Consider the following 24,895-nt stretch of genomic DNA (forward strand, 5'->3'; position numbering starts at 1 on the left):
GCATGGCACAGCGCGAAGACTTGCGAGAGCTGCAAACCCGGCTGGCCGATCGTCTGAGCCAGGCACGCAACCAGACCGCAGTAGGTGCCTCGTGGTTGGCCGTCAAGATCAGTGGCAAGAACTTTCTGCTGCCTTTGAGCCAGTCTGGCGAAGTGCTGGGCTGGAGCGGGGTGGAGCCTGTACCCTACACCAAACCCTGGATGCTCGGCGTGACCAGCATTCGGGGTATTTTGTTGACGGTGGTGGATTTGGCCCGCATGCTGGGCCTGCCCGTCGCGCGCAGTGAGCAGGTGTTTGCCGGGGCCTCGGTGGTCGCGCTCAATCCCATGATGGGCGTCAATGCCGCACTGTTTGTCGAGCAGCTCGAAGGCTTGCGCGGCAGCAATGATTTTTCGCAATCCAAAGACAAACCGGCCGATGCGCCGGAATTTTTTGGTGCGTTGTACCTATCCGCCAATGGCGAGCAGTGGCAGGAACTCAACCTGCAGCTGCTGGCCAATGCGCCCGATTTTCTCGATATCACGGTTTAGTGCGGGGCTTCCGCGGCTTCATCCTTTTCGGTATTTGTATGTTCAACAAATTATTCAAACGCAAAGAAGACGTGGCAGACCCAGGTGTCAGCATCTTCCCAGATGGTGACCAGGTAATGCTCTCCGAAGGCTCGACCGGTGACGGCGTGCCGCCCGCCAAGACGGCGGCAAGCGCCTCGGGCGCTGCGGTGCAGGATGACTACATGGCCCAGCTGGTCGAAGGCGATACCGCCAGCGAAGACCTGGTGACCTTGCCCATTCTGGGCGCCGCGCCGGCTGCCAAGCACCAGAAGACCTTGCTGACCATCGTGGTCGTCGGTCTGGTGGTGTTCTTTGGCCTGGCGGTGTGGGCGATTTTGCAGTCGCGCACCACTGGTGGCCAGCTGGCCGCGACCGGCCAGGCTCTGACCCAGTCGCAGCGTCTGGCCAAATCGGTGGGCCAGGCCGTCAACGGTAACGAGCAGGCGTTTGCCGAAGTGGCAGAAGCCTCGTCGATTCTGAAAAAGAACATCGACGGCCTGAACATGGGCTCGGACGACCCGGCCATCAAGGCGCTGGGCAGCTCCTACGCCGATGTGCTGGCGCCGCTGGTGGAAGCCTCTGACCGTACCGCAAGCAAGAGCGATGCCGTGGTCAAGCAAAAGGCCTCGCTGGTCGCGATGAACAAGGACTTGCAGGCGATTCACAAGAACACCCAGACCCTGCTGGAGCTGAGCGAGGCGGTGGTGAGCCTGAAGCTGCAGCAAGCAGCACCGACCGCTGAAATTGCCGCCGCCAGCCAGCTGGCCATGCTGACCCAGCGTATCGGCAAGTCGGCCAACGACTTCCAAAGCGCCTCCGGTGCCAATGCCGAAGCGGTGTTCCTGCTGGGCAAGGACTTGAACACCTTCAAGGAAATCGTCGCCGGCCTGCTCAACGGCAGTGCCGAGCTGCGCCTGAGCCCCGCCCGTGACGGCGCCGTGCGCGACAAGCTGCTGGAGCTGTCGACCCAGTACGACATCACCTTGAAGGACGGCTCCTCGGTGCTGAGCAACCTCAAGGGCATCTCGGAGGCCCGTGAGGCCGAAGTCTCGATCCAGTCGGCCAGCGATCCGCTGCGCAAGGGCCTGGAAGTGTTGCAGGCAGATCTGAACAGCTGGTCCGACCGCGTCTGGCTGTACCTGGTGGGCATTGTGCTGGCCGCCTTGCTGGTGGGCCTGGGTGTCTGGGGCCTGGTGCGTCTGCAGCTGGCAGACAGCTTGAACCGCCGCCGCTCTGCCGAATCGCTGCAGCAAGAAGCAACCCGCCAGGAGCAGGAGGCCAAGCGCCTCAACGACGCCAACCAGGCGGCTATTTTGCGCCTGATGAACGAGTTGCAGTCCGTCGCTGAAGGGGATCTGACCCAGGAAGCGACCGTGACCGAGGACATCACCGGCGCGATTGCCGACTCGGTGAACTACACGGTGGAAGAGCTGCGCATGCTGGTGGGCAGCGTGCAGAACACGGCGACCCGCGTGGCGCAAACCACGTCGACGGTGGATGCCACCTCGACCGAACTGCTGGCCGCCTCGACCGAGCAGCTGCGCGAGATTCGCGAAACCGGCAAGTCCATTTTGGACATGGCAACCCGTATTAACCTCGTGTCCTCGCAGGCGCAGGAATCGGCCTCGGTGGCGCGCAAATCGCTGATGGCTGCCGAGTCCGGTCTGCAGGCCGTGGAAAACGCGATCGGTGGTATGAACTCTATCCGTGACCAGATCCAGGACACCTCCAAGCGTATCAAGCGCCTGGGCGAGTCCTCGCAAGAGATTGGTGAAATTACCGACCTGATCTCGGACATTACCGAACAGACCAACGTGCTGGCGTTGAACGCGGCCATTCAGGCTGCGTCCGCAGGTGAAGCCGGTCGCGGCTTCTCGGTGGTGGCCGAAGAAGTGCAGCGCCTGGCTGAACGCTCTGCGGATGCAACGCGCCAGATCTCGGTGCTGGTGAAGGCGATTCAGACCGACACCCAGGACGCGGTGGCCGCTATGGAACGCTCGACCCAGGGTGTGGTGGAAGGGGCCCGTCTGTCAGACAGCGCCGGTACGGCACTGGCGGAGATTGACCGTGTGTCGCGTGAGCTGGCAGATCTGATTCAACAGATTTCGCGTTCCGCGTCCGATGAAGCCGTTCAGGCCAATGATGTGGCGGAGAATATCCAGCATATTTTTGCGGTGACGGAGCAGACCAGTGATGGCACCCGTACCACGGCGCAGCAGGTGCGTGAGCTGTCGCAAATGGCCGAGGAGCTGCGCCAGTCGGTGTCTCGGTTCAAGATTGCCTGACCCCATGCCTGCTGTTTAATTTTGACCCGCAATCGGGGACTGTTGCATGTCTATAGCTATTGAAAATAAAGCGGAAAACGCACAGCCAACAGAAGAGAGGGATCTCGGGCCATTGGCGTGGATCAATGACGAGGTACGCCGGTCATTGGAATCCACGGTCAAGGCATTGCTTCGCTACAGCCGGGATGTGGAAGCGGCCAAGGTATCGGATCTGGAGGCTATCGACACCACCGGTATCCGCGTGGCCAAGCAGTACCTGCACCAGGTCAAGGGTGCCTTGCAAATGGTGGGTGTCGACCAGGCCGCCGAGCTGGTGGGTTTGATGGAGGTGGCCGCGCAGCGCTTTGCGGCCAAGCCCCATCTGTGCACCGAGAAATCGGTGGCGCTGATGGAGAAGACCTCGTTTGCGCTGTTGGAGTACCTGAGCCATGTGCTCAAGGGCCGCAACGTCTCCTTTGTGGCCTTGTTTCCGCAGTACAAAGAGATGCAGGCCTTTGCCGGCGTGGAGCGCGTCCACCCGGCCGACCTGTGGCATGGCGACCAAGCGCAGCAGGAGCCGCTGACCCCGGCCGTGGCCGCGCTGCCGCTGGACCGCAGCGCGCGTGAGCGCCTGGACTCGGACATGCTGCAGATCATCAAGTCTGCCGACAGCCGCGCTGCGCAGGATTTGACAGCCGTCTGCCTGGGCCTGGCCCAGGGCCAGACGCAAAAACCCCTGAAGCTGTTCTGGAAGGTGGCCGCAGGCTTCTTTGACGCGCTCGCGTACAAGTTGCTCGACCCCGACCTCTATGTGAAGCGCTCGGCGTCGCGGGTCATCATGCAGTTCGCAGCGCACGCCAAGGGTAGCAGCGATGTGGACCAGGGCCTGCAGCATGAGCTGAATTTCTTCTGTGCCGTGGCCCAGGGCCCCGATGAGGCCAAGGCGGCGGTGCTCCAAGCGGTGCGCGTCAGCCTGCAGACGGAAGCACTGCAAGGCGTCAACTACGGCCAGGAGCGGTTTGGCCAGTATGACCCGGCCGTGCTGGCGCAGGCGCGCAAGCGCCTGGAGTCCGCTGCCGAGCTGTGGTCGTCGCTTGCCGATGGCGACCGCTACAAGATCAAGCCGGTGGCCGACCAGTTCCACCTGATCCGCGAATCGCTGCACAAGCTGCATATCGGTGCCGACGAGCTGGGTGCAGCGCTGGGCCGCGTCACCGAGCGGCTGGTGAGTACCAGCACGCCACCGTCGACGCCGATGGCCATGGAAGTGGCCACGGCCGTGCTGTACCTGCAGGCCAATCTGGAGTCGCTCGATGTCAAGCCCGCGCTGATGCGCGAGCGCGCCGACCGCCTGGCGCAGCGCCTGGACCATGTGCTGGCCGACCAGCCACCCGAGCCGCTGGAGACCTGGGTCGAGGAGCTGTACCGCCGCGTCAGCGACCACCAGACCATGGGCAGCGTGGTCGATGAACTGCACTCCACCTTGGCCGAGGCCGAAAAGCACCTGGACCAGTATTTCCGCAACCCCGACGATGTCTCGATGCTGGGCACCGTCACCGGTTCGCTGTCGCAGATGCGCGGCGTGCTGTCGGTGCTGGGCCTGGACCAGGCCGTTGCTGCCACGCAGCACCTGCGCACCGTGGTGGACCAGCTCGCGGCCGGCCAGGTGGCCGACGAGGACAAGCCGGTCGTGTTCGAAAAGCTGGGCAACAGCCTGGGCGCGCTGGGCTTCCTGCTCGACATGCTGGGCTACCAGCGCACCTTGGCGCGCAAGCTCTTTGTGTTTGATGCGACCAGCGGCGAGCTGCGCATTGTGATGGGCACGCAAAAGGCCGGCGATGTCGCACCTGCCCCTGTGCCTGTGGCAGCAGCGCCGGTCGCAGCGCCTGCGGTGCCTGAAGAGCCGGAAGACGATTCCGTCTACTTTGCGCCCACCATTCCGGCGCCGCTGTTCGATGCCAGCCCCGCTCCGGCGCCCAAGGCGCCTGCGGTGCTCGCGCCCGATCTGCAGTTTTTTGCGCCCACGCCGGTGCATGCACCAGCGCCGGCGCCCGCGCCGGTGGTGGTCGCTGCAGCACAGCCAGAGGCATCGGATGAATCGCTGGACGAAGAGCTGCTGGAAATCTTTTTGGAAGAAGCCCAGTCGGTCGTGCAGACCGGCGGCCAGGCGCTGCAGTCCTTGCGCCGTAACGCGGCCGATGCCGAGGCGCTGACGACCCTGCGCCGCGCCTTCCACACGCTCAAGGGCAGCTCGCGCATGGTCGGGCTGGTCCAGTATGGCGATGCCGCCTGGTCGATGGAGCAGGTGCTCAACAGCTGGCTGGCCGAGCACAAGCCGGCCAATGCGCCGCTGCTGGCGCTGAGCGCCGAGGCACTGACCGGCTTTGGCCGCTGGGCCGAGGACATTGGCGCGCAGCGCCAGTCCACCTGGAACCCCGAGATCTTCCGCATCTCGGCCGATGCCATGCGCATCGATGGCCTGCACCTGCCACTGGTGGTGCCCGCCGAGCCAGGCCAGGCCCCCGAGGCCGAGGAATGGCCCCACGATACGCAGCAAATGGCGCTGGAGGCCGATGCCCCTGACGCGGTAGAGACTGCCCAGGCCCTGGCCGAGCTGGAGCTGCCGGTGGAGGACGATGCCCCCGCGCTTGTGGCCCAGGCCGAGGCAACGCCCGCGCTGGTATGGCCGCTCGACGGCATCGACCTGGAGCTCAATCCACCCGCTGCACTGGCGCCCGCGCCGGAACTCACCACGCCTTCGGGTCTGGTGCCGCTGGCCATGGCGCCCGAAAGCGCCGAGGAAGTGGACTTCTCCGAGTTCGCGCAGGCCATGGCCAGTGCCGAGGCCAAGACTGCCCCTGTGCAGGCCCCCGAGTCGCTGCAGCCCCATGACAGCGCGCTGGACTTTGTCTCGATGGATGCCGGCCTGGAGTTTGTGGCCGAGGACGAGGCAGCCAAGCTCGATCCCGCACCGACCCGCTTGCCGCTGGAGCTGCCTTCGCTGGATTTGACGGAGCTGCCCCTTGCCCCTGAGTCATCTGCGCCCTCCGCGCAGCCTGCCGCCACCGCTTTCGACTCCATAGAGTTTGCAGACACCATGCTGCCCGAGCTGGAAGCGCTGCCCGAAGAACCTGTGGCCGAGCCCCAGACCTGGCTGGAAGTGCCCGCCGACCTGGTGCTGCCTGCAGTGGCCACGGGCGCGGTGGAAACCCCGCTCGTTGCACAGCCCGAGCAAGCGCAGCACGTGGACACCGCGGCAGAAAGCCTGGGCGAAGCGCTGGCCCCTGCCGCTGTGCCGGAGCCTGAGGCGGTGCTGCAGCCCGAAGCCGTCGCCGAGCTGGAAGCACCCGCCGAACCGGAAGCCCCTGCCGAAGTGCCTGCAGCGCAGGAAGCACCCGAAGTGCCTGTGCAGCCAGAGGCTTTGGTAGAAGCGCTGGCGCCGGATGCCGCTCCGACAGCCCCGGCCGTGGCGGACAACGAGGAGCCTGCCGAGGTGGCCAATGTGCTGGGTGTCAGTACCGCGCTCTTCAATGTCTACCTGGCAGAGGCGGAGAACTGGTCGCACAACCTGGAGAAGGTGCTGTACGCCTGGGCCCAGGCGCCCAACCGCAACTTCCCCGAAGATGCGATTGCCTATGCCCATTCGCTGGCGGGCAGCTCGTCCACGGTGGGCTTTGGCTCGCTGTCCGAGCTGGCACGCGCGCTCGAGCATGCGCTCTCCCATATCCACAACTTCTCCAACCCGGAGGTCTCCTGGCTCAATACCTGTCAGGCGGCGGGCTCGGAGATTCGCAAGCTGCTGCACCAACTGGCAGCCGGTTTTGTCAAACCTGCCAGCGAGATCGTCGTGCAGGACCTGGTCGATATCGCCAACCAGGAAGTCAACTCGCAGCTGCATCCTCCTTACGGCATGGCCGAGTTCGACGCCGAGCCCTCGGGCCTGGCCGAGCTGCGCGAGCACGCACCTGCGGCGGCCGAGCCGGTGCGCACGTTTGCGCCTGCAGCGGTATCCTCAGCCGCCTTGCCCGATATGCTGGAGCTGCGCAACGACGATGCGATCGAAGTGGTCGACGTCATCGACCCGGACCTGTTCCTGATCTTCGAGGAAGAAGCGCAGGAGTTGCTGCCCAAGCTAGGCGCGGCCTTGCGGGAATGGTCGGCCGACGCGCAGTACCTGCCCCCGCGCGGCGAAGTGCTGCGTCATCTGCACACCCTCAAGGGCAGTGCACGGCTGGCGGGCGCGATGCGCCTGGGCGAGATGTCGCACCGCATGGAGTCCGAGGTCGAGGACATTGGCACGGAAAACCTGACCAGCCAGGACATCGAGATTCTGTTGGCGCGCTATGACGGCCTGCAGCACGAGTTTGTCGGCCTGCAAGAGCGTGGCAACCAGGTGCTGGCAGAAGGCGCCTTGCCCCAGCAGGTACCACCCGCGACCGAGATGGGCGAAGTGGTGGCCGAAGTGGCCGCCAGCACGCCAGCCGCCCAGGAAAGCGCTGGTGCCGAGCAGGCTGCGCACGCGGCAGATACGGCCGACGCAGGCGCTGGTGTCCAGCACAAGCCGCTGATGCTGCGCATGGCGCCGGTGCGCGCCGCGGCCGGCCAGTCGGTGCGTGTGCGCTCGCAGCTGCTCGACCGCCTGGTCAACGAGGCAGGCGAGGTGCTGATTGCACGCTCGCGCCTCGATATGCGCCTGAGCAACATCCGCTCGTCCATCAAGGACATGTCGAGCAACCTGGAGCGCTTGCGCACCTTGCTGCGCGATGTGGAGATGCAGGCCGAGTCGCAGATGCAGTCGCGCATGGCGCTGGCAAAGGATTCGGACTCGGGCTTTGACCCGCTGGAGTTCGACCGCTTCACCCGCGTGCAGGAACTCACCCGCATGATGGCCGAGTCGGTCAACGACGTGGGCACCGTGCAGCGCAATCTGCAGCGTACGGCCGAAGGCGCCGAAGACGATCTGATTGCCCAGGGCCGCCAAGCCCGTGAGCTGCAGCGCGACCTGCTGCGCACGCGCATGGTGGAGTTCGACTCCATCTCCGAGCGCCTGTATGCGATCGTGCGCCAGATCTCCAAGGAGCTGGGCAAGCAGGTCAAGCTCGACATCACCGGCGCCTCGATCGAGATCGACCGGGGCGTTCTGGACCGGGTGACCCCGGCGTTCGAGCACTTGCTGCGCAACAGCGTGGCGCACGGTATTGAGTCGCCCGAGGAGCGCAAGGCCCAGGGCAAGCAGCCGGTGGGCACCATCGCCATCGATGTGCGCCAGGAAGGCAACGATATCGCCGTGTCCATCCACGACGACGGCGCCGGCCTGCAGCTCGATGCCATTCGCCGCAAGGCGGTGCAGTCGGGCCTGATCACGGCCGACGAGCCGCTCGATGTGGACCAGGCCGCGCAGCTGATTTTTGCGCCCGGCTTCTCCACCGCCTCCGAGGTGTCCGAGCTGTCGGGCCGGGGTATCGGCATGGACGTGGTGCGCACCGAGATCCAGTCGCTGGGTGGCCACATCGTGACCACCTCGGAGACGGGCAAGGGCACGCGCTTCCAGATGGTGATGCCGCTGACCACCGCCGTCACCCAGGTGGTGATGATGCGAGCGGGCGACATCAAGTTCGGCGTGCCGGCCAACCTGGTGGAGTATGTGCGACGCGTGCCCAAGGCCCTGATCGAGCAGGCCCATGCCAACAGTATCTACACCGACAACGAGCAGGAGCTGCCGTTCTACTTTGCCGGCGCGCTGCTGCAGGGCAACCTGCGCAGCAACGAGGAGCCGGAGAAGACCAGTGCGGTGGTGATCCTGCGCTCAGCGACCAAGCGGGTGGCGGTCCACGTCGATGAAGTGCTGGGCAACCAGGAAGTCGTGGTCAAGAACCTGGGCCCGCAGCTTGCGCGTTTGCCAGGCCTGGCAGGCATGTCGGTGCTGGCATCGGGCGCGATTGTGCTGATCTACAACCCGGTGGCTTTGTACACCGTCTATGGCGATCAGATCGCCGAGCGCATTGCCCAGGCGGCCGTGCACCCCGAGGTGGCCAAGGCACCGGTGCGCGAGCTGGCCGAGCAAGTGGTGCAGACGCCGTTGGTGCTGGTGGTCGACGACTCCATCACCGTGCGCCGCGTGACGCAGCGCCTGCTGCAGCGCGAAGGCTACCGGGTGGCACTGGCTGCCGATGGCCTGCAGGCACTGGACCGTCTGCGCGAAGAGCGCCCGGTCATGGTGCTGTCGGACATCGAGATGCCGCGCATGGACGGCTTCGAGCTGGTGCGCGAGATCCGTGCCGATGCGGCGATGAAGGACCTGCCGGTGGTGATGATCACCTCGCGCATTGCCGACAAGCACCGCGAGCATGCCGCCAGCCTGGGCGTGGACCACTACCTGGGCAAGCCCTATGCCGATGAGGTGCTGCTGTCGCTGGTACGCCAGTGCGTGCTGGACGATGAGATCAAGGCGGCCGACGCCGGTTCGCTGCACTGATCGGTTGCATGGCTCCGGCCAAAAGGGCTGCCTGCGGGCAGCCCTTTTTTATGGCACGTCCCGCAGCCCATGCAGACAGCCGTGCCGGTAAAAGGTCGGCAGCCTGCCCGTACAATGGTTCCCATGAGCGCTGAGATCGACACTTCCGGGACCATGAACCTCACCCACCACTTTCTGATTGCGATGCCTGGCATGCAAGACGAGATGTTTGGCCGCAGCGTGGTCTATGTGTGTGAGCACAGCGAAAAAGGCGCGCTGGGCATCATCATCAACAAGCCCTCGGACATCACGATGGGCAAGCTGTTTGACAAGGTCGACCTGCCGCTGCGCCGTGAGGACCTGGAGCTCGAGCCCGTGTTCCAGGGCGGCCCGGTGCACACCGAGCGCGGCTTTGTGCTGCACGACCGGATCGTGATCGAGTCGGGCGCCGCCGATGAGTCGGCGTACTCGGCCACCCTGACCATTCCTGGCGGGCTGGAGATGACCACCTCGCGCGATGTGCTCGAAGCGCTGTCCACCGGCGCCGGCCCGCACCGGGTGCTGGTCTCGCTGGGCTATTCGACCTGGGGCGAAGGCCAGCTGGAGTCGGAGATCACCGAAAACGCCTGGCTCACGGTGCATGCCGATGCCGGCGTGATTTTTGACACGCCCGTGGCCGAGCGCTATGACACCGCGCTGGCGCTTTTGGGCGTGCAGCCCTGGGCGCTGTCTGCCGCCGCAGGCCGCGCATGACGGACGCGGCCACCAAGCCTTTGCTCGCCGAGGCGGCGCGCATGCAAAGCTTTATCGCCTTTGACTTTGGCATGAAGCGCACCGGCGCTGCCTTTGGCACCCGCATGCTGGGCACGGCCCGGCCGCTACCGACGATCCATGCCGAAGGAAAAGCCCGCTTCACCCCGATGGAGAGCCTGATTGCGCAGTGGCAGCCCGATGCGCTGGTGGTCGGCATTCCCTTTCACCCCGATGGCGCCGCCCATGAGAACACGGCGCTGGCGCTGCGTTTTGCGCGCCAGCTGCGGGGGCGCTTTGGCCTGCTGGTGTTCGAGGTGGACGAGCGCTACAGCACCACCGAAGCGCTGGCCAACGGCGCGCGCGACGCCGATGCGGCCTCGGCCTGCATCATTCTTGAACAGTTCATGCGCAGTCTGGATGTGCCTGACGTGGGCCACCCGAACTGAGCCGCTATAGACCCTCCATGCCCGTACTGACTCGCTCCCTCATCGGCCTGTGGCGTCTTGCGCGCATGGGCGGGCATATCACCACCGGGGTCATCACGATCTGGCTGAAATTTGGCCGCATGGGCCATGAGGAGCGCAACCGCGCGGTGGAGCGCTGGGCCGGCAAGCTCATGCAGCTTTGCGGCATCGAGCTGCGCGTGCTGGGCGCCGTGCCCCAGCAGGGCCCCTTGCTGATTGTTGCCAACCACCTGTCCTGGCTCGATATTCCGGCCATCCATGCGGCCCGGCACTGCCGCTTTGTCTCCAAGTCCGACGTCAAGGCCTGGCCGGTGATTGGCGGGCTCGCCAGCGCTGCGGGCACCTTGTTCATCGAGCGCAACTCCCGGCGCGATGCGATGCGCACCGTCAGCCGCATGGAAGAGACCATGCGCAACGGCGATATGGTCGCCGTGTTTCCCGAAGGCACGACCGGTGATGGCCAGCAGCTGCTACCCTTCCATGCGAACCTGCTGCAATCGGCGATTGCGGCCGAAGCTCCAGTGCTGCCCTTGGGCCTGTGCTTTTACGACAAGCACAGCGGCCGCATGAGCAGCGCCCCCAGCTATGTCGGCGATGAGAGCCTGCTGGGCTCCATCTGGCGCACGGTGACGGCCCCGCCGTTGGTGGCCCAGCTCAACTATGGCGAGCCGCAAAGCAGCGCAGGCCGTAACCGGCGCGACTGGTCGGCCGAGCTGCAGGAGGCGGTGGACCAGTTGCGCCAGGTGCAGCGCTGATACGGACGAGATTTGTTGGGCTTGAGACCCGCGCGTAACGGGGCTTGAGTCATTGAACAGGTTCTCAGTGCTCGGGCGCAAAGCAGACCAGGTGCTCGGGCTGGGCGCGCAGGCCAATGCTCTCGCCCACTTTGTGCTGCAGCTGGCTGGAGACCTGGGCGTAGACCAGCTGCTGGCTGGGCAACTGCAAGGTGTACAAAAACTGTGATCCCCGAAACGACTTGCGCAGCAGGGTTGCCCGGTAGGGCGACGCCGCGTCAAACACCACCTCGCTGGCGCGCAGCAGCACATCGCAGGCCTCTGGGGCCCCAGGCGTGGCAATGGCACCGAGGGGGGTGTCCAGCTGCCAGCCCTGTGCAGAAGGCAGCGGGCTGGCCGGCAGCAGGCTGCCATGGCCAATAAAGTTGGCCACAAAGCGGCTCGCCGGCTTTTGGAACAGGGTCGTGGCATCGGCCCATTGGTGCAGATGGCCGCTTTCCATCACGCCGATCTGGTCGCCAATGGCAAAGGCTTCGAGCTGGTCATGGGTGACGAAGAGGGCGGTCGCCCGTGCGGCCTTGAGGATGTCGCGCAGCTCATGGGCCAGGCGCTCGCGCAGATCCACATCGAGGTTGGAGAAGGGTTCATCGAGCAGCATCAGCTGCGGCTCGGGTGCCAGCGCCCGGGCCAGCGCCACGCGTTGCTGCTGGCCGCCCGAGAGCTCATGCGGGTAGCGCGCAGCGCTGTTCTCCAGCCCCACCAGGCGCAGCACCTCTTGCACGCGCGCTTGTTGCTCGGCCTTGGGCCGCTGGTGGATGCCAAAGGCCACATTCTTGCCGACGCTCAAATGCGGGAAGAGGGCGTAGTCCTGGAACACCATGCCGATGCGGCGCTTCTCAGGCGGCAGGCTGGTGCTGGTGCTGCTGACCACCTGGCCTTGCAGCCGGATCTCGCCGCCGCTGATGGGCTCCAGCCCGGCCACGGCGCGCAGCAAGGTGGTCTTGCCGCAGCCCGAGGGACCAATCAGCACCCCGATATCGCCAGCTTGCAGCTGCAAGGACACCTGCGCCACGGCAGGCTGGGGGCGCCCGGCGTAGCGCACATTCAGTTGGGAGACCTCAAGAAACATGGCGGCATTGTAGAGGGCCGCCCAATGGCAAGGGCATAAGGATGCTTTGCATAACCCTCGCCCGATGGAATGGACGCGGATCGGGATGAGCCGCAAGGCGTCTTTCGCAGTGAATAGCCGTAGATATTGACAAGGGAGACAACGCAGCGGATCGCCCGAGACCGCGTTCAGGCCATGGCAGGGATTTATGCAGAGGATCCTTCGCAAGGGCGCAGGTAGAATCGCCAGCTTTTGGCCCGTCAGTGATTCGCATTTGCAAAACCTTGCCCGCTTCCGTCGTCAGCTGCTGCTCGTAGCCATTGCCCTGGTGTTGGTGTTGCCAGTGCTCACGGTCTTTAGCGCCTGGCTGCCCGGGGCGGGCAATGACGCCGATGCCTTTGCCGTGGTGCGGGAGATGTTTGCCACGGTGCTGCCCGGCTATATCCGCACAACGGTGGCGCTGGGCCTGATGGTGGCGCTGGGCGCGGCGGTGCTGGGCAGCTTGTGCGCGGCGGCTGTGACCTTGTTCGATTTTCGCGGCCGCAAGACCCTGGAGTGGCTGCTGCTGCTGCCGCTGGCGATGCCGGCCTACGTGACGGCCTATGCCTATACCGACTTTCTGCAGTTCAGCGGGCCGCTGCAGGTGTGGATGCGTGCCAGCTTTGGCTGGGAAGGGCGCTTGCTGCCGGAGGTGCGGTCGCTGGGCGGCGCCGTGCTGGTGTTTGTGGTCTCGCTCTACCCCTATGTCTACCTGCTGGCGCGCACGGCGCTGAGCGAGCGCGCCGCGCACCTGATGGAGGCCGCGCGCCTGCTGGGCGCGTCGATGCCGCGCCGCATCTGGACGGTGGCCTTGCCGATGGCGCGACCTGCCGTGGTGGCCGGGGTGGCGCTGGTGATGATGGAGACCCTGGCCGATTTTGGCGTGGTGAGCTACTTTGGCATCCAGACCTTTACCACCGGCATCTACAAGGCCTGGTTGGCGATGGAAAACCGCAGTGCTGCCGCCCAGCTGGCCACGATGCTGCTGGTCCTGGTGCTGGTGGTGCTGCAGCTGGAGCTGCGCGCGCAGCGGCGCATGCGCTTTGTCACCAGCGGGGTGGGGCGCGCCTCATCGGCCGAGGCCCAGCCCTACCGCCTGCAAGGCGCGCGCTGCCTGGCTGCCTGGCTGGTCTGTGGTCTGCCGGTGCTGCTGGGCTTTGTGCTGCCGGTCCTGTTCATGCTGCGGCCTCTGGCGGCCGATTGGTCGGTGATTCCGCTGGACCGCTTTGTGCAGTGGGCGGGCAACAGCATCCGCTTTGGCGCCATCACCGCCGTGCTGGCGGTGGCCATTGCGATGCTGGCCGCCTACGCTGCACGCCGCAGCCAGGACTGGGTCACACGCAGCACCGTGGGCCTTATCAGCCTGGGCTATGCGGTGCCTGGCGCGGTGATTGTGGTGGGCTTGCTGCTGCCCGTTGGCTGGGTGCAGCAGGCGTTTCCGCAATGGGGCTTTCCGGCGCTGATCACCGCCACCTCGACCGGCATCATCTGGGCCTACCTGGTGCGCTTTACCGCCATTGCGCTGCAGGCCTTGCAAAGCGGCTACACCCGCATTCCCAAGAGCCTCGATGAATCGGCGCGCATGCTGGGCGTGGGCAGCGCCGGCCTGCTGGCCCGCGTGCATGGTCCGCTGCTGCGCCGCTCGGCCTTGACCGCTGCCTTGCTGGTGTTTGTCGATGTGATGAAGGAGCTGCCCGCGACGATGGTGCTGCGGCCCTTCAACAGCGACACCTTGGCCGTCGTCGCCTACCAGCTGGCACGCGATGAGCGCCTGGGAGAGGCGGCGCTGCCATCGCTGGCACTGGTGCTGGTGGGGCTGGTGCCGGTCATCTTGCTGATCCGCACCATGCGCAGCTCGGCTGCGCGCTGAGAGTCCTCGGCTCCTGGGTCTTTGCCTGTCTGTTGACGCAGCGGGCAGGTCCGGCTATACGCTTGCCATGTGCTGTCGACCCACAGCGCGCTGTGGCCGCAATAATTGGCAATTCTGTGGTGTTCTCGCCGGATCCATAGCGGACCTATATCGCATTTGATCTGGATCAAACAATCACTTCGGGTTTCCCCCTAAACTGCATTTTTGAAACATTAATTGACTATTGGTGTTTCGTTTTTTGAATCACCGGGATGGTCACCATCCGCTCGGTCGGATGGCAGGCGCGCTGAGGTCGTGCCCGGCTTGGCTCCCTGTCCACCTCCCACTGCCGCCCAGCGGCTCCCATCGCGTGCAAACACCAACACCCGTTCTGGAAACAGACAACTGGGGCGTGGCCTATGGCGACAAGGTCATCCTCTCCGGCTTGCAACTGCAGATTGCGCCCTGCGCCGTGACAGCCCTTATGGGGCCGGTGGGCGGGGGCAAGTCCACCGCGCTGCGCAGCCTGGCCGGTCTCAATGACGAGAACCCGCGCTTTGTGCAATGGGGGCAGCTGCGCTATGCCGGCCAGCCGCTGGCAGGCACGCACCGGCCCCAGCTGGTGCGCCAGCATGTGCGCCTGATGCAATCGAGCGTGCTCGATTCGCTGACCGAACTGCTGCAACACAGCCATCCGCGCTCCGGCCTGGACCGGCGTGCCTGGTGCGAGGCCTATCTGGAGCGCATGGGCTTTGCCGATATCCAGCCGCTGCTGGCGCGCACGACGATCGAGCTGTCGGCAATGCACCAGCGCGCCATTGCCATCTTGCGCGAGGCCGCGGCCGAGCCTGCGCTGCTGATGTGTGACGAGCCCACCGCCGACCTGCAGGACTACGACAGCTACCTGCTGCTGGAGCTGCTCAAGCGCATTTCCCAGGAGCGCGCCGTGCTGCTGGTGACCCACAACCAGCGCCACGCCCAGCGCGTGGCCGACCATGTGCTGCTGCTGGCCGGCGGCGCGGTGCAGGAGACGAGCCGCGCCGAGCGCTTTTTCTCTGCGCCTTATTCACCCGCCGGCCAGCAGTTTGTGCGCAGCGGCAGCTGCGCGGTGGTGGCCCCGCAGCGAACGGTGCAAGAGGCCATGCAGGCCGAGCCAGCCCCTGTCACTGTTGCCGCGCCGGCGCCCACCGCTGCGCAGGCCGCACGCCAAAGCCAGCGCGCGGTATTGCCCGATCTGGTGCTGGCCAATCCGGTGCTGGCGGCCGAACATTTTGTGCCTGGCGCACGCGGGCCGCGCGGCTTTGCCTGGCTGGTGCCCGGCAAACTGGCGGGCACGCCGCTGCCAGGGGTGGTCAACGACACCGATGTGGACATGCAGGCCTTGAAGCGCTGCGGCATCACCGTGCTGGTGTCGCTCACCGAAAACGACATCGACCAGGCGGCGCTGGCGCGCAACGGCCTGCGCAATGTGCATCTGCCCGTGCATGACCGCGAGCCGCCCTCGGTGTCGCAGCTGCAGATGCTGATGCTCAAGATGAAACGCCTGCTGCTGGCCGGTGACGTGCTGGCCGTGCACTGCCTGGCAGGCCTGGGCCGCACCGGCACCGTGCTGGCCGCCTGGCTGGTATTTGAAGGCGTCACCGCCGAAGAAGCGCTGCGCCGTGTGCGCGAGATCGAGCCGCAGTACGTGCAGTCCGAGCAGCAGGAGAGAGCGCTGCTGGCGTACGAGGAAATGCTGCTGGAAAAAATGGGCTGATCGCCGTTTGGCGTCGGCCCTTGACCTACCCACTTTGAAGGAACACAACTCATGTCCATGGATACCGTTTTACAGAAAGTCGCCACCTTTGTGCCCGAATGCCTGGCTGCCGGCTATGTCGACGTGGCCACCGGCATGCTGCTGGCCATTCGCACGGTGGATTCGCACCCGCGCGAGGTGATCGACCTGGTGGCCGCTGCAACGGCCGACCTTTTCAACGGCCCCAATGTCTCGATGATCGAGCGCATGTTCAAGAAGTCGCGTGGCCTGCAGGACGACGGCCACCACTACTTCCAGGAGATCATCGTCAACAGCGACAACCTGATCCACATCTTCATGCGCGGCAAGACCAACCCCGAGTATGTGGCCGTGCTGGTCTGCCGACGCACTGCCAATCTGGGCATGGCGCTGACCAAGGCGCGCATCATCATGCCCGAGCTCGAAGCCTCTCTGTAATAAGATCGGGGCCATGGCCCCAGAAGACACGATCACCATCTACCACAACCCGCGCTGCAGCAATTCGCGCGGCGCGCTGGCGCTGATTGAGGCGCGCGGCATCCAGCCCCGGGTTGTTGACTACCTCCATGCCCAGCTCGATGCCGCCCATCTGGCGGCGCTGATCGCCCAACTGGGTTTGCCAGTGCGCGAGGTGATGCGTAGCAAGGAAGCCATTTACCAGGAACTGGACCTGGGCCTCGAAGGCCTGAGCGATGCCGAGCTGATCGCGCAGATTGCCGCCCACCCCGAGCTCCTCAACCGGCCGATTGTGGTGAGCGCCAAGGGCGCCCGTTTGTGCCGCCCGCCCGAGCGGGTGCTCGATCTGCTCTGATGGGCCCGGCCACCTGCCTGCCAAGCCGCAGCCCTGCACCAGCAGACGGGGGCTAGCAGATGCTGCGCGTGACCGTCCTGTCCGGCCTGGGCCACACGATTGCGGTGATGGTGGCGCTTTTGGTCTACACGCTGGTCACACGCGCCGGCCACCAGCGCCGCCACCCGGCATCGGCCATTGGCTGGGTGCTGGGCATGGTCACCTTTCCCTATCTCTTTTTGCCGCTGTTTCTGGTGTTCGGGCCGCGCAAGGCGGTGCGGCCCCCGGCGCATGCGGTCATCCCCAACAGCGGGCAGCGCCGCAGCAGCGTGCCCAAGCAGGTGCCGGCCTGGGCCGGCCAGCTGCTGGCGAGCATGGAGCTCGATGCCGCCCAGCCCAATGCCAAGGTGGTGTTTCACCAGGATGGTTTGCAGGCCCTGCAGCAGTTGCTGCGGCTGATCGAGCATGCCCAGCGCAATCTGGACCTGTGCACCTATGTGTTTGCCGACGATGTGGTGGGGCGCCAGATTGGCACGGCGCTGCAGCAGGCAGCGGCGCGCGGCGTCAAGGTGCGCTTGCTGCTCGATGGCGTGGGCTGCTGGCGCCTGCTGCCGTCGCGGCTGCGCCAGTTGCGGCGCTCGGGCGTGCTGGTGCGCCGTTTCATGGTGCCGATGCTCCAGCCCATTCGCGGCGGCAGCAACCTGCGCAACCACCGCAAGCTGGCCGTGGCCGATGGCGTGCATGTCTGGAGCGGTGGGCGCAATCTGGCCGATGAGTATTTTTTGCCCAGCAGCGCCGGGCACCCGGCCTGGGTGGACCTGAGCTTCAACGTGCAAGGGGCCTTGGCCGGTGTGGTGACGGCGCAGTTCGAGGCGGACTGGCGTGCAGCCCGAGGGCGGCGCCGCCCGGTGTGGCTGTCGCCGGCGATGGCGCTGGGTGGCGGGGACCAGGCCTGGGCGCAGTGGCTGCCCAGCGGGCCCGACCATGCCGACGACACCTTGCATGCGCTCTACCTGGCCAGCGCCTTCCATGCGCAGACCTCCATCACCTTGGTGAGCCCGTATTTTGTGCCCGATGACGCGCTGCTCGAAGCCTGGTGCCTGGCCTGCCGGCGCGGCGTGCACCTGCGCGTGGTGGTGCCCCAGCGCTCCAACCACCGCCTGGCCGACTGGGCGCGCGAGCGCGCGTTGCGCGCCTTGGTGCTGGCGGGGGCCGAGGTATTTTGCTCCCCCCACATGGTGCATGCCAAGGTGGTGGTGGTGGACGACCGCATGGGGCTGTGCGGATCGGCCAACCTCGACGGGCGCAGCCTGTTCTTGAACTACGAGGCGATGACCGCCTTCTACAGCGCCCCCGACATCGCCTGGCTGCAGCAGTGGTCTGAGCAGCAGATGGCGCAAAGCTCCCCCTACGCCTACCGCGCCCCTGGCTGGTGGCGCGATGTAGGGGAGGGGCTGGTGCGCGCAGTCGCCTTTCAGCTCTGAGGCGCAACGCAGCGCCAGCGCCACCACAAAGCCACCCGCAGGTGGCTGGCATCAGGCCTGCGGTCGTTTGCGTGCACGCGCCAGGCCCCATCCGGCAACCAGGCCCGACAGACCGAGCAAGGCCCAGATATCGAGCAGCGGAACTGCCTTGGGCGTGGCCGGTTGCGGCGGCGTCGTGGTCTTGATCGGCCCAAAGGCGGCACTGCAGACCTCGGCACCCACCAGGGTGCCACGCTGGGCCACGGGGGTGACGCAGTAGTACAGATAGGCCTTGTCGTCGGCCGCTTGCGTGGTGTAGGTCACCGTGCCCGATGCGCCCATCGTGTTGCCTGACTGCAGCACCGTACCCTGGGCCGCCTGGGTCAGGTCGGCATTGGCACTGCGCACCCATTGGTAGCGCGTACCTGCCGTGCTGCCATCTTCAGGGTCGGTTTCGGTGTCGGCATAGCTGTAGCTGCCGGTCAGCGTCTGGCCGACCTCGGGCTGGCCATTGACGGCAGGGATGGCGCTGGGCGCCTCATTGGCGGTACAGGCATTGGCCCCTGCGATGGCGGCGGCAAAGCCCATGGCGGGGTTGCCACTTTTGACATAGACCGTGATGGTGTTGGCCCCTGCCTGCCAATCGGGCGAGGCCATCGCAATGGTGAGCCAGCGAGAGCTGCCAAAGCCGTTGTAGCCAAACTGGTTGGCGCTGCCCGCTTGGGGCAGACCCCAGGTTCCCGCACCGCGTGCCAGCTGCGATTGGCCGTTGATGAAGATATCCACCACCGAGTTGTCGGCGCTGTAGGTCATCGAGGGCTGAAAGCTACCCAGAGACACGCTGGGGTCGAGGTTGAACTGCACCTGGAACAGCCCATCGATATTGCCAAAGTTGGCGCCATCGATGTAGGGCTGGCCGCCCCAGGCATTGAGGCCAATCCACTGCGCGGTGCTGCTGTTGGCTGGCGTGCTGGTCCAGCTCGCGTTGCGGCTGGTGACGATGGCTGCATCACCAAAACTGCCCCAGTTGGCAGGCGAGCTGCCCGCGTAGGCCGCCAGGTACTGGAAGCGCCAACGTCCGTCGATGGCTGGGTTGGATGCACTGGGCTGGCCGGTGTTGAGCTGCGCCAGCGAGTTGGGGCTGCAGTCGATGGTGACGGGGCTCTGGGCTTGCGCCGGCAGGGCACAGACGGCCATGGCTGTCGCCAGCAGCGAGCTGGCAAGCCAGGCTTGGGGCTGTGGTGTGGACCGGAAAAACATCGTAAATGGCATCCAAGAATTCAATTGATTTTTTATTATTCCAAATCGAATTGTCCGCGTCTGTTACCAACGCTGCCCAGGGATGCCTTTTGATAATTGTCCACAGAGTTGTGGCATTTTGCTGCTGCTCCGGTGCGGGCAGGCTGCCTGCAGTGGCCTTGTCAACGGTGGAGGGTGGGGTGGGCGTGGCTTGCGGCTGCACCGAAGGTGTGGTCTGCGATGCAGGCAGCCATTGACAAGTAAACCTGACATTTGCTAAAGTCAGGTTTACTTTACATCTCGCTTTATCCTGACCATGCATAACGCTCTTCCTCCCCCTTACCCCAGCCCCAGCATGCGCGCCTACTTCCTCCGCACAGCGCTGTGGATGGGCCTGTACTGCGCCCTCCATGCGCTGGTCATCGTGGGCGTTTTTGATGCCATCCTTGGCACGCCCGCGGCCTGGCTGCTGGCGCTGGCCGTTGCGCTGCCGATTGCCGCGCAGCTGCGTGCGTCCTTGCAGTGGATACAGGCAGCGGACGAGTACCAGCGCGCGCAGGCCGTCCGCAGCGTGGTGATCGCCTGCGGCCTGGTGCTGATACTGTGCAGCGTCTGGGGCTTTGGCGAGAGCTATGCCGCAGCGCCCCATGCACCGGCCTGGCTGGTGGTGCCGCTGTTCTGGCTGGTCTGGGGGCTCGTCACTGGCGTGATGCGGCTGCGCAGCTGAGATGGACAACCATCTGCGTACGCTGCGCGCCCAGGCCCAATGGACCCAGGCCGATCTGGCGCAGCGCCTGGGGGTATCGCGCCAGGCCGTCAACGCGCTGGAGACGGGCAAGCACGACCCGTCGCTGGACCTGGCCTACCGCATCAGCGTGGTGTTTGAGCTGCCGGTCGAGGCGATCTTTCAGAACCCTTACCGCAGCGCGCCGGGCTTCGATCGCTGATCTGTGTCAAGCATGGGCGTGCATAGCCCCCTATCGTCGGCATTGGCTGACAGGGTTTTCTCTGCTTTGGTATGAAGCTAGTGGCTCTCTGAATAAGAGAGCTGAACAACATGCGCGCCGCCATCTGGCTGCCATCATCGGGCCAGATACTGGCCGCTGGCGCCACTCGCTCTCGCTTCGTTTGTCTTCAATGCTTGTTTGAAAGGTACACCATGGCCAAATCTGAACGCAGCACGAAAACGGATATTAAAGCCCGCCGCAAGGCCCCGCTGGCAACGCCCAGCGATCTGGATGCCGGGGCCACCAAGGACATCAGCGCGGCCCTCAACGGCATCCTGGCCGATGTGTTTGCGCTCTACCTGAAGACCAAGAATTTCCACTGGCACATGAGCGGCCCGCACTTCCGTGACTACCACCTGCTGCTCGATGAACAGGCCGACCAGCTCTATGCGATGACCGACGCGATTGCCGAGCGCATCCGCAAAGTGGGCGGCACGACCTTGCGCTCCATTGGCCACATCGCGCGACTGCAGCGCATCAGCGACAACGATGCCGACTATGTCGATCCGCTCGATATGCTGGCCGAGCTGCGTGAGGACAACCAGCAGCTCGCCGCCCGCCTGCGCGAAGCCCACAACGTGACCGACGCGCACCGCGACATTGCCTCGTCCAGCCTGCTGGAAAACTGGATTGACGAGACCGAGCGCCGCACCTGGTTCCTGTTTGAATCCAGCCGCAACGCCGGCTAAGCGCCCCAGGCTATCCCCGTTGCAGTAGCCGGGGACCGTGCCTGGCTCAGCGCCGCGCTGGCTTTGCCACTGCGCGTTGGCGGCGTTGCTGCATCCAGGCGATGGGTGCCAGCACCAGCGACAGCAAGGCCAGGCTCCATGGGGCCAGGGTGGGCACCGGGGTGGGAGCCACGGCAGGCACTACCACCGCACGACCGACCACCTCACCCGAGGCGATAAATCGCATGGCGCCTGGGCCTGAACAGGTGGCATCGGGGCAGAAGGTGGAAAAGGCCTTGTTCCGTAGTGCCACCGTGACTGCCGCTTCTGCTTCAGGCGGCTTGATCGCAATCGTGCCACCGGCATCCGTCATCGGGCTTTGCAGGTCCAGCAAAATGACTTGCTTGCCCGTCAGATCGCTGGTGTCAGCAGGCACAAAGATCATGTTTTGTGCCGGGTCGGGCAGGTAGGCGTCGCAGTTGGAGCCATCGCAGGTATTGCTGAAGCTGGCAGCCGGTATGCCCTCCGTGCCCGTGGCGGTCACATTGATGGCGCTAAAGGTCTGGGTGGTGGCATCAAACACATAGGAGCCAGAGGCGGTGCCGCCATCGACAAACTTCACGTCTGTCAGGGTCCACTGCACCAACGCCGCATTCGCGGCCGAGGCAAAGCCCCCGACGGCCAGGGCCAGGGCGCCGGCGCACAGCAATGTTTTCATCGCAATCTCCATGTGTGTGGAATGCAAACAAATGTATCGCATTTGCAAGTATTTACTATCCCGTATTCTGGGGATTTCATGGGCGTTGAAGCTGTGTTAGACGCTATTGTCAGACGCCACGCCTTTTTGCTGAGAGTTGGCCTGGCGAGGGCACAAGTGCACGTAAAGATTGCTACAGTTTGAGCCTGCATCAATTTTTGTGGTGGATCTATGGATAACCAAGAAACAGTCACCATCCATACACCTTTTGCGATCTCGCCCCGGGGGGCTGAGGTTCTGGCAACGGGTTGGAGCGTCAGGAAAGAGTTCATCGGCGAGCCGGTGCACGATACCAACGGCCAGGAAATTGGTACCGTGGATGATGTGATCGTCGGCAAGGAAGACAATCTTATTTTTGCCATTGTCGGCATTGGCGGCTTTATGGGCCTGGGCACCTACGATGTCGCCATTGAGTTCTCGCGTTTCAAAGTGGGCAAGTACGGCTTGCTGCTCCCCGATGCGAGCAAGGAGACCTTGCAGGGCCTGCCCCAGTTTGTGTATCCGAAGGCCACTGCTTAAGGTCGATCATGTCGCGCAGAGCGCCGTGTGCTGTGCAACACAGCTCCGGCGCTTTTGCCTTGGTGGTCTTTGGGTCAAGGTGCCTGCACCCGACCATAAACTACCCGCAAAGGAACATGCGGGCTGAGCCAGCCGCCGGCACATCTGCCCAGCATGCGTGGACATGAAAAAGCCACCTTGCGGTGGCTATCCGTGATCGGCGATGGTATTTAGCCGATGTGCTTGCGCTGGCGCCGGATCCCCAGCAGGGCGATCAGCGGTGTCAAGCCCATGAGCGCCCAGGGGCCCAAGCCTGGCACCGGTGTAGGCGCCTGCTGCACCACGCGGGTGGTGACCGGCCCTACAGGGCTGGTGCACACCTCCAGCCCAGGGCTTGCACCGGTTTGCGCGGCAGGCTTGACGCAGAAGAAGACATATTGGTTCAGGTCTGCGGCTTGCAGGGTATAGGTAGGCGTCTGGCCTGCCCCCCCGGTGGTGCCGCTCGCTACTACTGTGCCGTCGCTGGAGCTGCTGATGCTGGGGTTGGGGCTGGTCACAAACTGGTAGGTGGTGCCGCTGGGGTTTTCAACGTCGCTGTTGTTGTCCGCATAGGTGTAGCTGCCGGTCACGGTGGAGCCGACCTGGGGTGTGCCGGTGATCGACGGGACGGCCGTGGGCACCACATTGGGTGGCAGCTCGGTCACCGGGCCCAGCGCGGTAGTGCAGACCTCCAGCCCGGGGGTTGCGCCGGTTTGTGCATCTGGCCTGACGCAGAAAAAGATATTTTTATCCTGGTCCGCTGGCTGCAAGGTGTAGGTGGGCGTCTGGCTTGCACCTCCGGTTGTTCCGCTCGCCACTACCGTGCCGTCGCTGGAGCTGCTGATGCTGGGACTGGCGCTGGTCACAAACTGGTAGGTGGTACCGCTGGGGTTTTCAACGTCGTTGTTGTTGTCCGCATAGGTGTAGCTGCCGGTCACGGTGGAGCCGACCTGCGAGGTGCCGGTGATCGTCGGCTCGGCAATCGGTACGGTGTTCGGTGGTGCGCGTTCGATCAAGGCCACCATGTGCTGGTAGGCAGGATCGCGATTGCGAAACAGGTCCATCGTGTAGGTGCCGGACCGGTAGGAGGTACGCAGCGTCGGCAGACTGGCCTTCATGGCGTCGTACAAGGAGTTGTACGCGCTTACAAATGCGGCTTGGTCCGAGCCGCCATACTCAATGACGTTCTCTGAAGCAGGACGGGATGCGCCTGCACTGATGTTGATGCTGGCGGCGCTTCCGTCGTAGTCGTTGCCAAGCTCCCACAGTGCATACTGGAGGGCTCGCCGCTGCTCCACGCTCCCATTCTTGTAATAGCTGAGGTAGTACTGGTCGAGCAGCCAGTAAATCGCTGCCTCACCCGCCGCTCCTGAGGCGCCCTTGATGGCGCTGGCGCCCGCTTCCGTGTCAAATTGGGCTTGGGGGACGGGTGTGGCGGCGTTGGCAAAAGGCGGTTGTGTGGAATGGTCAATGCAAATCAGCAGTACTGGCTCATCGCTATACAGCGCCCCATTGGCATCGTATCTGAGCTCTTCCGAGGTCCCGGAATAGATCGAACTGAAGTTGTAATTCACCGCACCAGAAACGAACGCGGCGCTGGACAAGCCAGGCACCGCCATCGCAAGCGCTGCAGCAAGGGTCTGCATTTGTTGTCGCATGATTCAATTCCATTCTCTAGGGGAGGCGAAAATATGCCTCGGTTGAGAAAAATACCCACCATTCATTCAATGCGGCAGGGTATGGGGCTGCCTCTATGGCCGCACAACCAGATAACCCGGGTGGAGATAATTGCCTGATAACTGCTGGCTAATAGGTCAAGATCCATATATTTGACATGAATGTGCAGAAAGTTATGGGTTCATGTCTCTTAAGGGCTTGGCGGCAAAACAAAAACTTACAGTTGGAACTGTACAACGCAATACCATACAGGCATCTTTGGTTTTATTTAAAGAAGTTTGTTATTTGTATTTTTTGGCGGGCGAAGGGGTAAATAGCGATGGAAATTAATATTGTTCACAATCAACGCAGCTTTTATTCAATGGCAAGATAAACCAAAACAATTAATAATGGTTGTTTAATAATTGTCTGACCGTGGGTATGAATAAGGTCCTGAACCGGTTGCCCATCGATAGAGCCCGCGCGTGCTCACTGAGGATGCTGCTTGAGCAGGTGGCCATCACGAAGATGGCCGTAGGTGTGACCTTGGGGCTGCGCCGTCCGTCCCATTGTTTGGCAGGCCGCCAGCCCGCTCTAGCGGTGTCAGCCGCTGATCGGGCCAAAGCGATGTGCGGCCATCGTGGCTGTGCGCAGCCCATAACCCCAGGCGCTCGCGCAATACAAAGCGCAGCTGGCACCTGTGCATGACCTGGCGCGGGTCACAGTGACGCTGGAGCGCGGCAGTGGCAATGGCGCCACCGGGATGGACAGCGCTACCTACGGGCCTG

General features: G+C 64.3%; 19 protein-coding genes. 15 read left to right on the top strand and 4 right to left on the bottom strand.

All coding sequences use genetic code 11. The annotated features are described in order from the left end of the window. The first annotated feature begins 2 nt into the window (after positions 1–2). From DCO45_RS04070 to DCO45_RS04095, 6 genes are all read left to right on the top strand, one after another. Positions 3–530, top strand: coding sequence for a chemotaxis protein CheW (locus tag DCO45_RS04070; protein ID WP_021027284.1), 528 nt, complete (start codon positions 3–5; stop codon positions 528–530). A 38-nt stretch (positions 531–568) separates the two neighbouring features. Beyond that, positions 569–2,836 (top strand): methyl-accepting chemotaxis protein, encoded by a 2,268-nt coding sequence (locus tag DCO45_RS04075; RefSeq protein WP_232539538.1) that lies wholly within the window; start codon positions 569–571, stop codon positions 2,834–2,836. Between the two features lie 112 nt (positions 2,837–2,948). Then, positions 2,949–9,290, top strand: coding sequence for an Hpt domain-containing protein (locus DCO45_RS04080; protein WP_243419237.1), 6,342 nt, complete (start codon positions 2,949–2,951; stop codon positions 9,288–9,290). A 123-nt stretch (positions 9,291–9,413) separates the two neighbouring features. Then, positions 9,414–10,022 (top strand): YqgE/AlgH family protein, encoded by a 609-nt coding sequence (locus DCO45_RS04085; protein ID WP_116924639.1) that lies wholly within the window; start codon positions 9,414–9,416, stop codon positions 10,020–10,022. Further along, a complete protein-coding gene (ruvX, locus tag DCO45_RS04090) occupies positions 10,019–10,468 on the top strand; it encodes a Holliday junction resolvase RuvX (protein WP_116924640.1) in 450 nt (149 codons plus the stop codon). The genes DCO45_RS04085 and ruvX overlap by 4 nt, the downstream gene beginning before the upstream one ends. Positions 10,469–10,485: 17 nt before the next feature. Next, on the top strand, positions 10,486–11,241 hold the full coding sequence (locus DCO45_RS04095) for a lysophospholipid acyltransferase family protein (protein WP_116924641.1): 756 nt from the start codon (positions 10,486–10,488) through the stop codon (positions 11,239–11,241). 64 nt (positions 11,242–11,305) lie between these two features. Here DCO45_RS04095 and DCO45_RS04100 read toward each other — a convergent pair whose 3' ends face one another. Then, positions 11,306–12,349 carry an ABC transporter ATP-binding protein gene (locus DCO45_RS04100; RefSeq protein ID WP_116924642.1) on the bottom strand — a complete coding sequence of 348 codons (1,044 nt, stop codon included), beginning with the start codon at positions 12,347–12,349 and terminating at the stop codon, positions 11,306–11,308. Between the two features lie 253 nt (positions 12,350–12,602). Between DCO45_RS04100 and DCO45_RS04105 the strand changes: the two genes are divergently transcribed. The 5 genes from DCO45_RS04105 (at position 12,603) to DCO45_RS04125 (ending at position 18,264) form a co-directional block, all read left to right on the top strand. Beyond that, a complete protein-coding gene (locus DCO45_RS04105; protein WP_116924643.1) occupies positions 12,603–14,237 on the top strand; it encodes an iron ABC transporter permease in 1,635 nt (544 codons plus the stop codon). A gap of 349 nt (positions 14,238–14,586) precedes the next feature. Continuing rightward, positions 14,587–15,972 (top strand): ATP-binding cassette domain-containing protein, encoded by a 1,386-nt coding sequence (locus DCO45_RS04110; RefSeq protein ID WP_243419238.1) that lies wholly within the window; start codon positions 14,587–14,589, stop codon positions 15,970–15,972. Positions 15,973–16,023: 51 nt separating this feature from the next. Next, complete coding sequence (locus tag DCO45_RS04115) at positions 16,024–16,428, top strand: hypothetical protein (RefSeq protein WP_116924645.1); 405 nt, start codon at positions 16,024–16,026, stop codon at positions 16,426–16,428. Between the two features lie 13 nt (positions 16,429–16,441). Continuing rightward, complete coding sequence (arsC, locus tag DCO45_RS04120) at positions 16,442–16,801, top strand: arsenate reductase (glutaredoxin) (RefSeq protein ID WP_116924646.1); 360 nt, start codon at positions 16,442–16,444, stop codon at positions 16,799–16,801. Between the two features lie 59 nt (positions 16,802–16,860). Further along, the gene (locus DCO45_RS04125; RefSeq protein ID WP_116924647.1) at positions 16,861–18,264 is read left to right on the top strand and encodes a phospholipase D-like domain-containing protein; all 1,404 of its coding nucleotides are present in this window, start codon (positions 16,861–16,863) and stop codon (positions 18,262–18,264) included. Between the two features lie 51 nt (positions 18,265–18,315). On the opposite strand, the gene DCO45_RS04130 is transcribed toward DCO45_RS04125, so the two are convergent. Next, entirely contained in the window at positions 18,316–19,440 is a 1,125-nt protein-coding gene (locus DCO45_RS04130) for an IPTL-CTERM sorting domain-containing protein (protein ID WP_133248062.1), read from the bottom strand. Positions 19,441–19,798: 358 nt separating this feature from the next. On the opposite strand from DCO45_RS04130, the gene DCO45_RS04135 reads away from it, so the two are divergent. From DCO45_RS04135 to DCO45_RS04145, 3 genes are all read left to right on the top strand, one after another. Continuing rightward, on the top strand, positions 19,799–20,209 hold the full coding sequence (locus DCO45_RS04135) for a hypothetical protein (protein ID WP_133248063.1): 411 nt from the start codon (positions 19,799–19,801) through the stop codon (positions 20,207–20,209). Position 20,210: 1 nt separating this feature from the next. Then, entirely contained in the window at positions 20,211–20,429 is a 219-nt protein-coding gene (locus tag DCO45_RS04140) for a helix-turn-helix transcriptional regulator (RefSeq protein WP_116924650.1), read from the top strand. A 212-nt stretch (positions 20,430–20,641) separates the two neighbouring features. Continuing rightward, positions 20,642–21,178: a DNA starvation/stationary phase protection protein gene (locus DCO45_RS04145; protein ID WP_116924651.1), complete on the top strand. Its 537-nt coding sequence runs from the start codon at positions 20,642–20,644 to the stop codon at positions 21,176–21,178. Positions 21,179–21,224: 46 nt separating this feature from the next. Here the strand turns inward: DCO45_RS04145 and DCO45_RS04150 are convergent, their stop codons facing one another. Then, positions 21,225–21,875 carry an IPTL-CTERM sorting domain-containing protein gene (locus tag DCO45_RS04150; protein WP_165841116.1) on the bottom strand — a complete coding sequence of 217 codons (651 nt, stop codon included), beginning with the start codon at positions 21,873–21,875 and terminating at the stop codon, positions 21,225–21,227. Between the two features lie 210 nt (positions 21,876–22,085). On the opposite strand from DCO45_RS04150, the gene DCO45_RS04155 reads away from it, so the two are divergent. Continuing rightward, the gene (locus DCO45_RS04155) at positions 22,086–22,433 is read left to right on the top strand and encodes a PRC-barrel domain-containing protein (protein WP_116924653.1); all 348 of its coding nucleotides are present in this window, start codon (positions 22,086–22,088) and stop codon (positions 22,431–22,433) included. A 209-nt stretch (positions 22,434–22,642) separates the two neighbouring features. On the opposite strand, the gene DCO45_RS04160 is transcribed toward DCO45_RS04155, so the two are convergent. Next, complete coding sequence (locus DCO45_RS04160) at positions 22,643–24,109, bottom strand: IPTL-CTERM sorting domain-containing protein (protein ID WP_116924654.1); 1,467 nt, start codon at positions 24,107–24,109, stop codon at positions 22,643–22,645. Between the last annotated feature and the right edge of the window lie 786 nt (positions 24,110–24,895).

The organism is Comamonas sp. JNW (assembly GCF_003105075.1).
In the GTDB taxonomy this organism is placed as follows: domain Bacteria; phylum Pseudomonadota; class Gammaproteobacteria; order Burkholderiales; family Burkholderiaceae_C; genus Comamonas; species Comamonas squillarum.

Excerpts from the sequence above, each read along its gene's own strand:
- DCO45_RS04085 (WP_116924639.1), top strand. The coding sequence starts at position 9,414 with ATGAGCGCTGAGATCGACACTTCCGGGACCATGAACCTCACCCACCAC.
- DCO45_RS04125 (WP_116924647.1), top strand. The coding sequence starts at position 16,861 with ATGCTGCGCGTGACCGTCCTGTCCGGCCTGGGCCACACGATTGCGGTG.
- DCO45_RS04160 (WP_116924654.1), bottom strand. The coding sequence starts at position 24,109 with ATGCGACAACAAATGCAGACCCTTGCTGCAGCGCTTGCGATGGCGGTG.
- DCO45_RS04100 (WP_116924642.1), bottom strand. The coding sequence starts at position 12,349 with ATGTTTCTTGAGGTCTCCCAACTGAATGTGCGCTACGCCGGGCGCCCC.
- DCO45_RS04150 (WP_165841116.1), bottom strand. The coding sequence starts at position 21,875 with ATGAAAACATTGCTGTGCGCCGGCGCCCTGGCCCTGGCCGTCGGGGGC.
- DCO45_RS04140 (WP_116924650.1), top strand. The coding sequence starts at position 20,211 with ATGGACAACCATCTGCGTACGCTGCGCGCCCAGGCCCAATGGACCCAG.
- DCO45_RS04095 (WP_116924641.1), top strand. The coding sequence starts at position 10,486 with ATGCCCGTACTGACTCGCTCCCTCATCGGCCTGTGGCGTCTTGCGCGC.
- arsC (WP_116924646.1), top strand. The coding sequence starts at position 16,442 with ATGGCCCCAGAAGACACGATCACCATCTACCACAACCCGCGCTGCAGC.
- DCO45_RS04115 (WP_116924645.1), top strand. The coding sequence starts at position 16,024 with ATGTCCATGGATACCGTTTTACAGAAAGTCGCCACCTTTGTGCCCGAA.
- DCO45_RS04130 (WP_133248062.1), bottom strand. The coding sequence starts at position 19,440 with ATGGCCGTCTGTGCCCTGCCGGCGCAAGCCCAGAGCCCCGTCACCATC.
- DCO45_RS04135 (WP_133248063.1), top strand. The coding sequence starts at position 19,799 with ATGCATAACGCTCTTCCTCCCCCTTACCCCAGCCCCAGCATGCGCGCC.
- DCO45_RS04145 (WP_116924651.1), top strand. The coding sequence starts at position 20,642 with ATGGCCAAATCTGAACGCAGCACGAAAACGGATATTAAAGCCCGCCGC.
- DCO45_RS04075 (WP_232539538.1), top strand. The coding sequence starts at position 569 with ATGTTCAACAAATTATTCAAACGCAAAGAAGACGTGGCAGACCCAGGT.
- ruvX (WP_116924640.1), top strand. The coding sequence starts at position 10,019 with ATGACGGACGCGGCCACCAAGCCTTTGCTCGCCGAGGCGGCGCGCATG.
- DCO45_RS04070 (WP_021027284.1), top strand. The coding sequence starts at position 3 with ATGGCACAGCGCGAAGACTTGCGAGAGCTGCAAACCCGGCTGGCCGAT.
- DCO45_RS04155 (WP_116924653.1), top strand. The coding sequence starts at position 22,086 with ATGGATAACCAAGAAACAGTCACCATCCATACACCTTTTGCGATCTCG.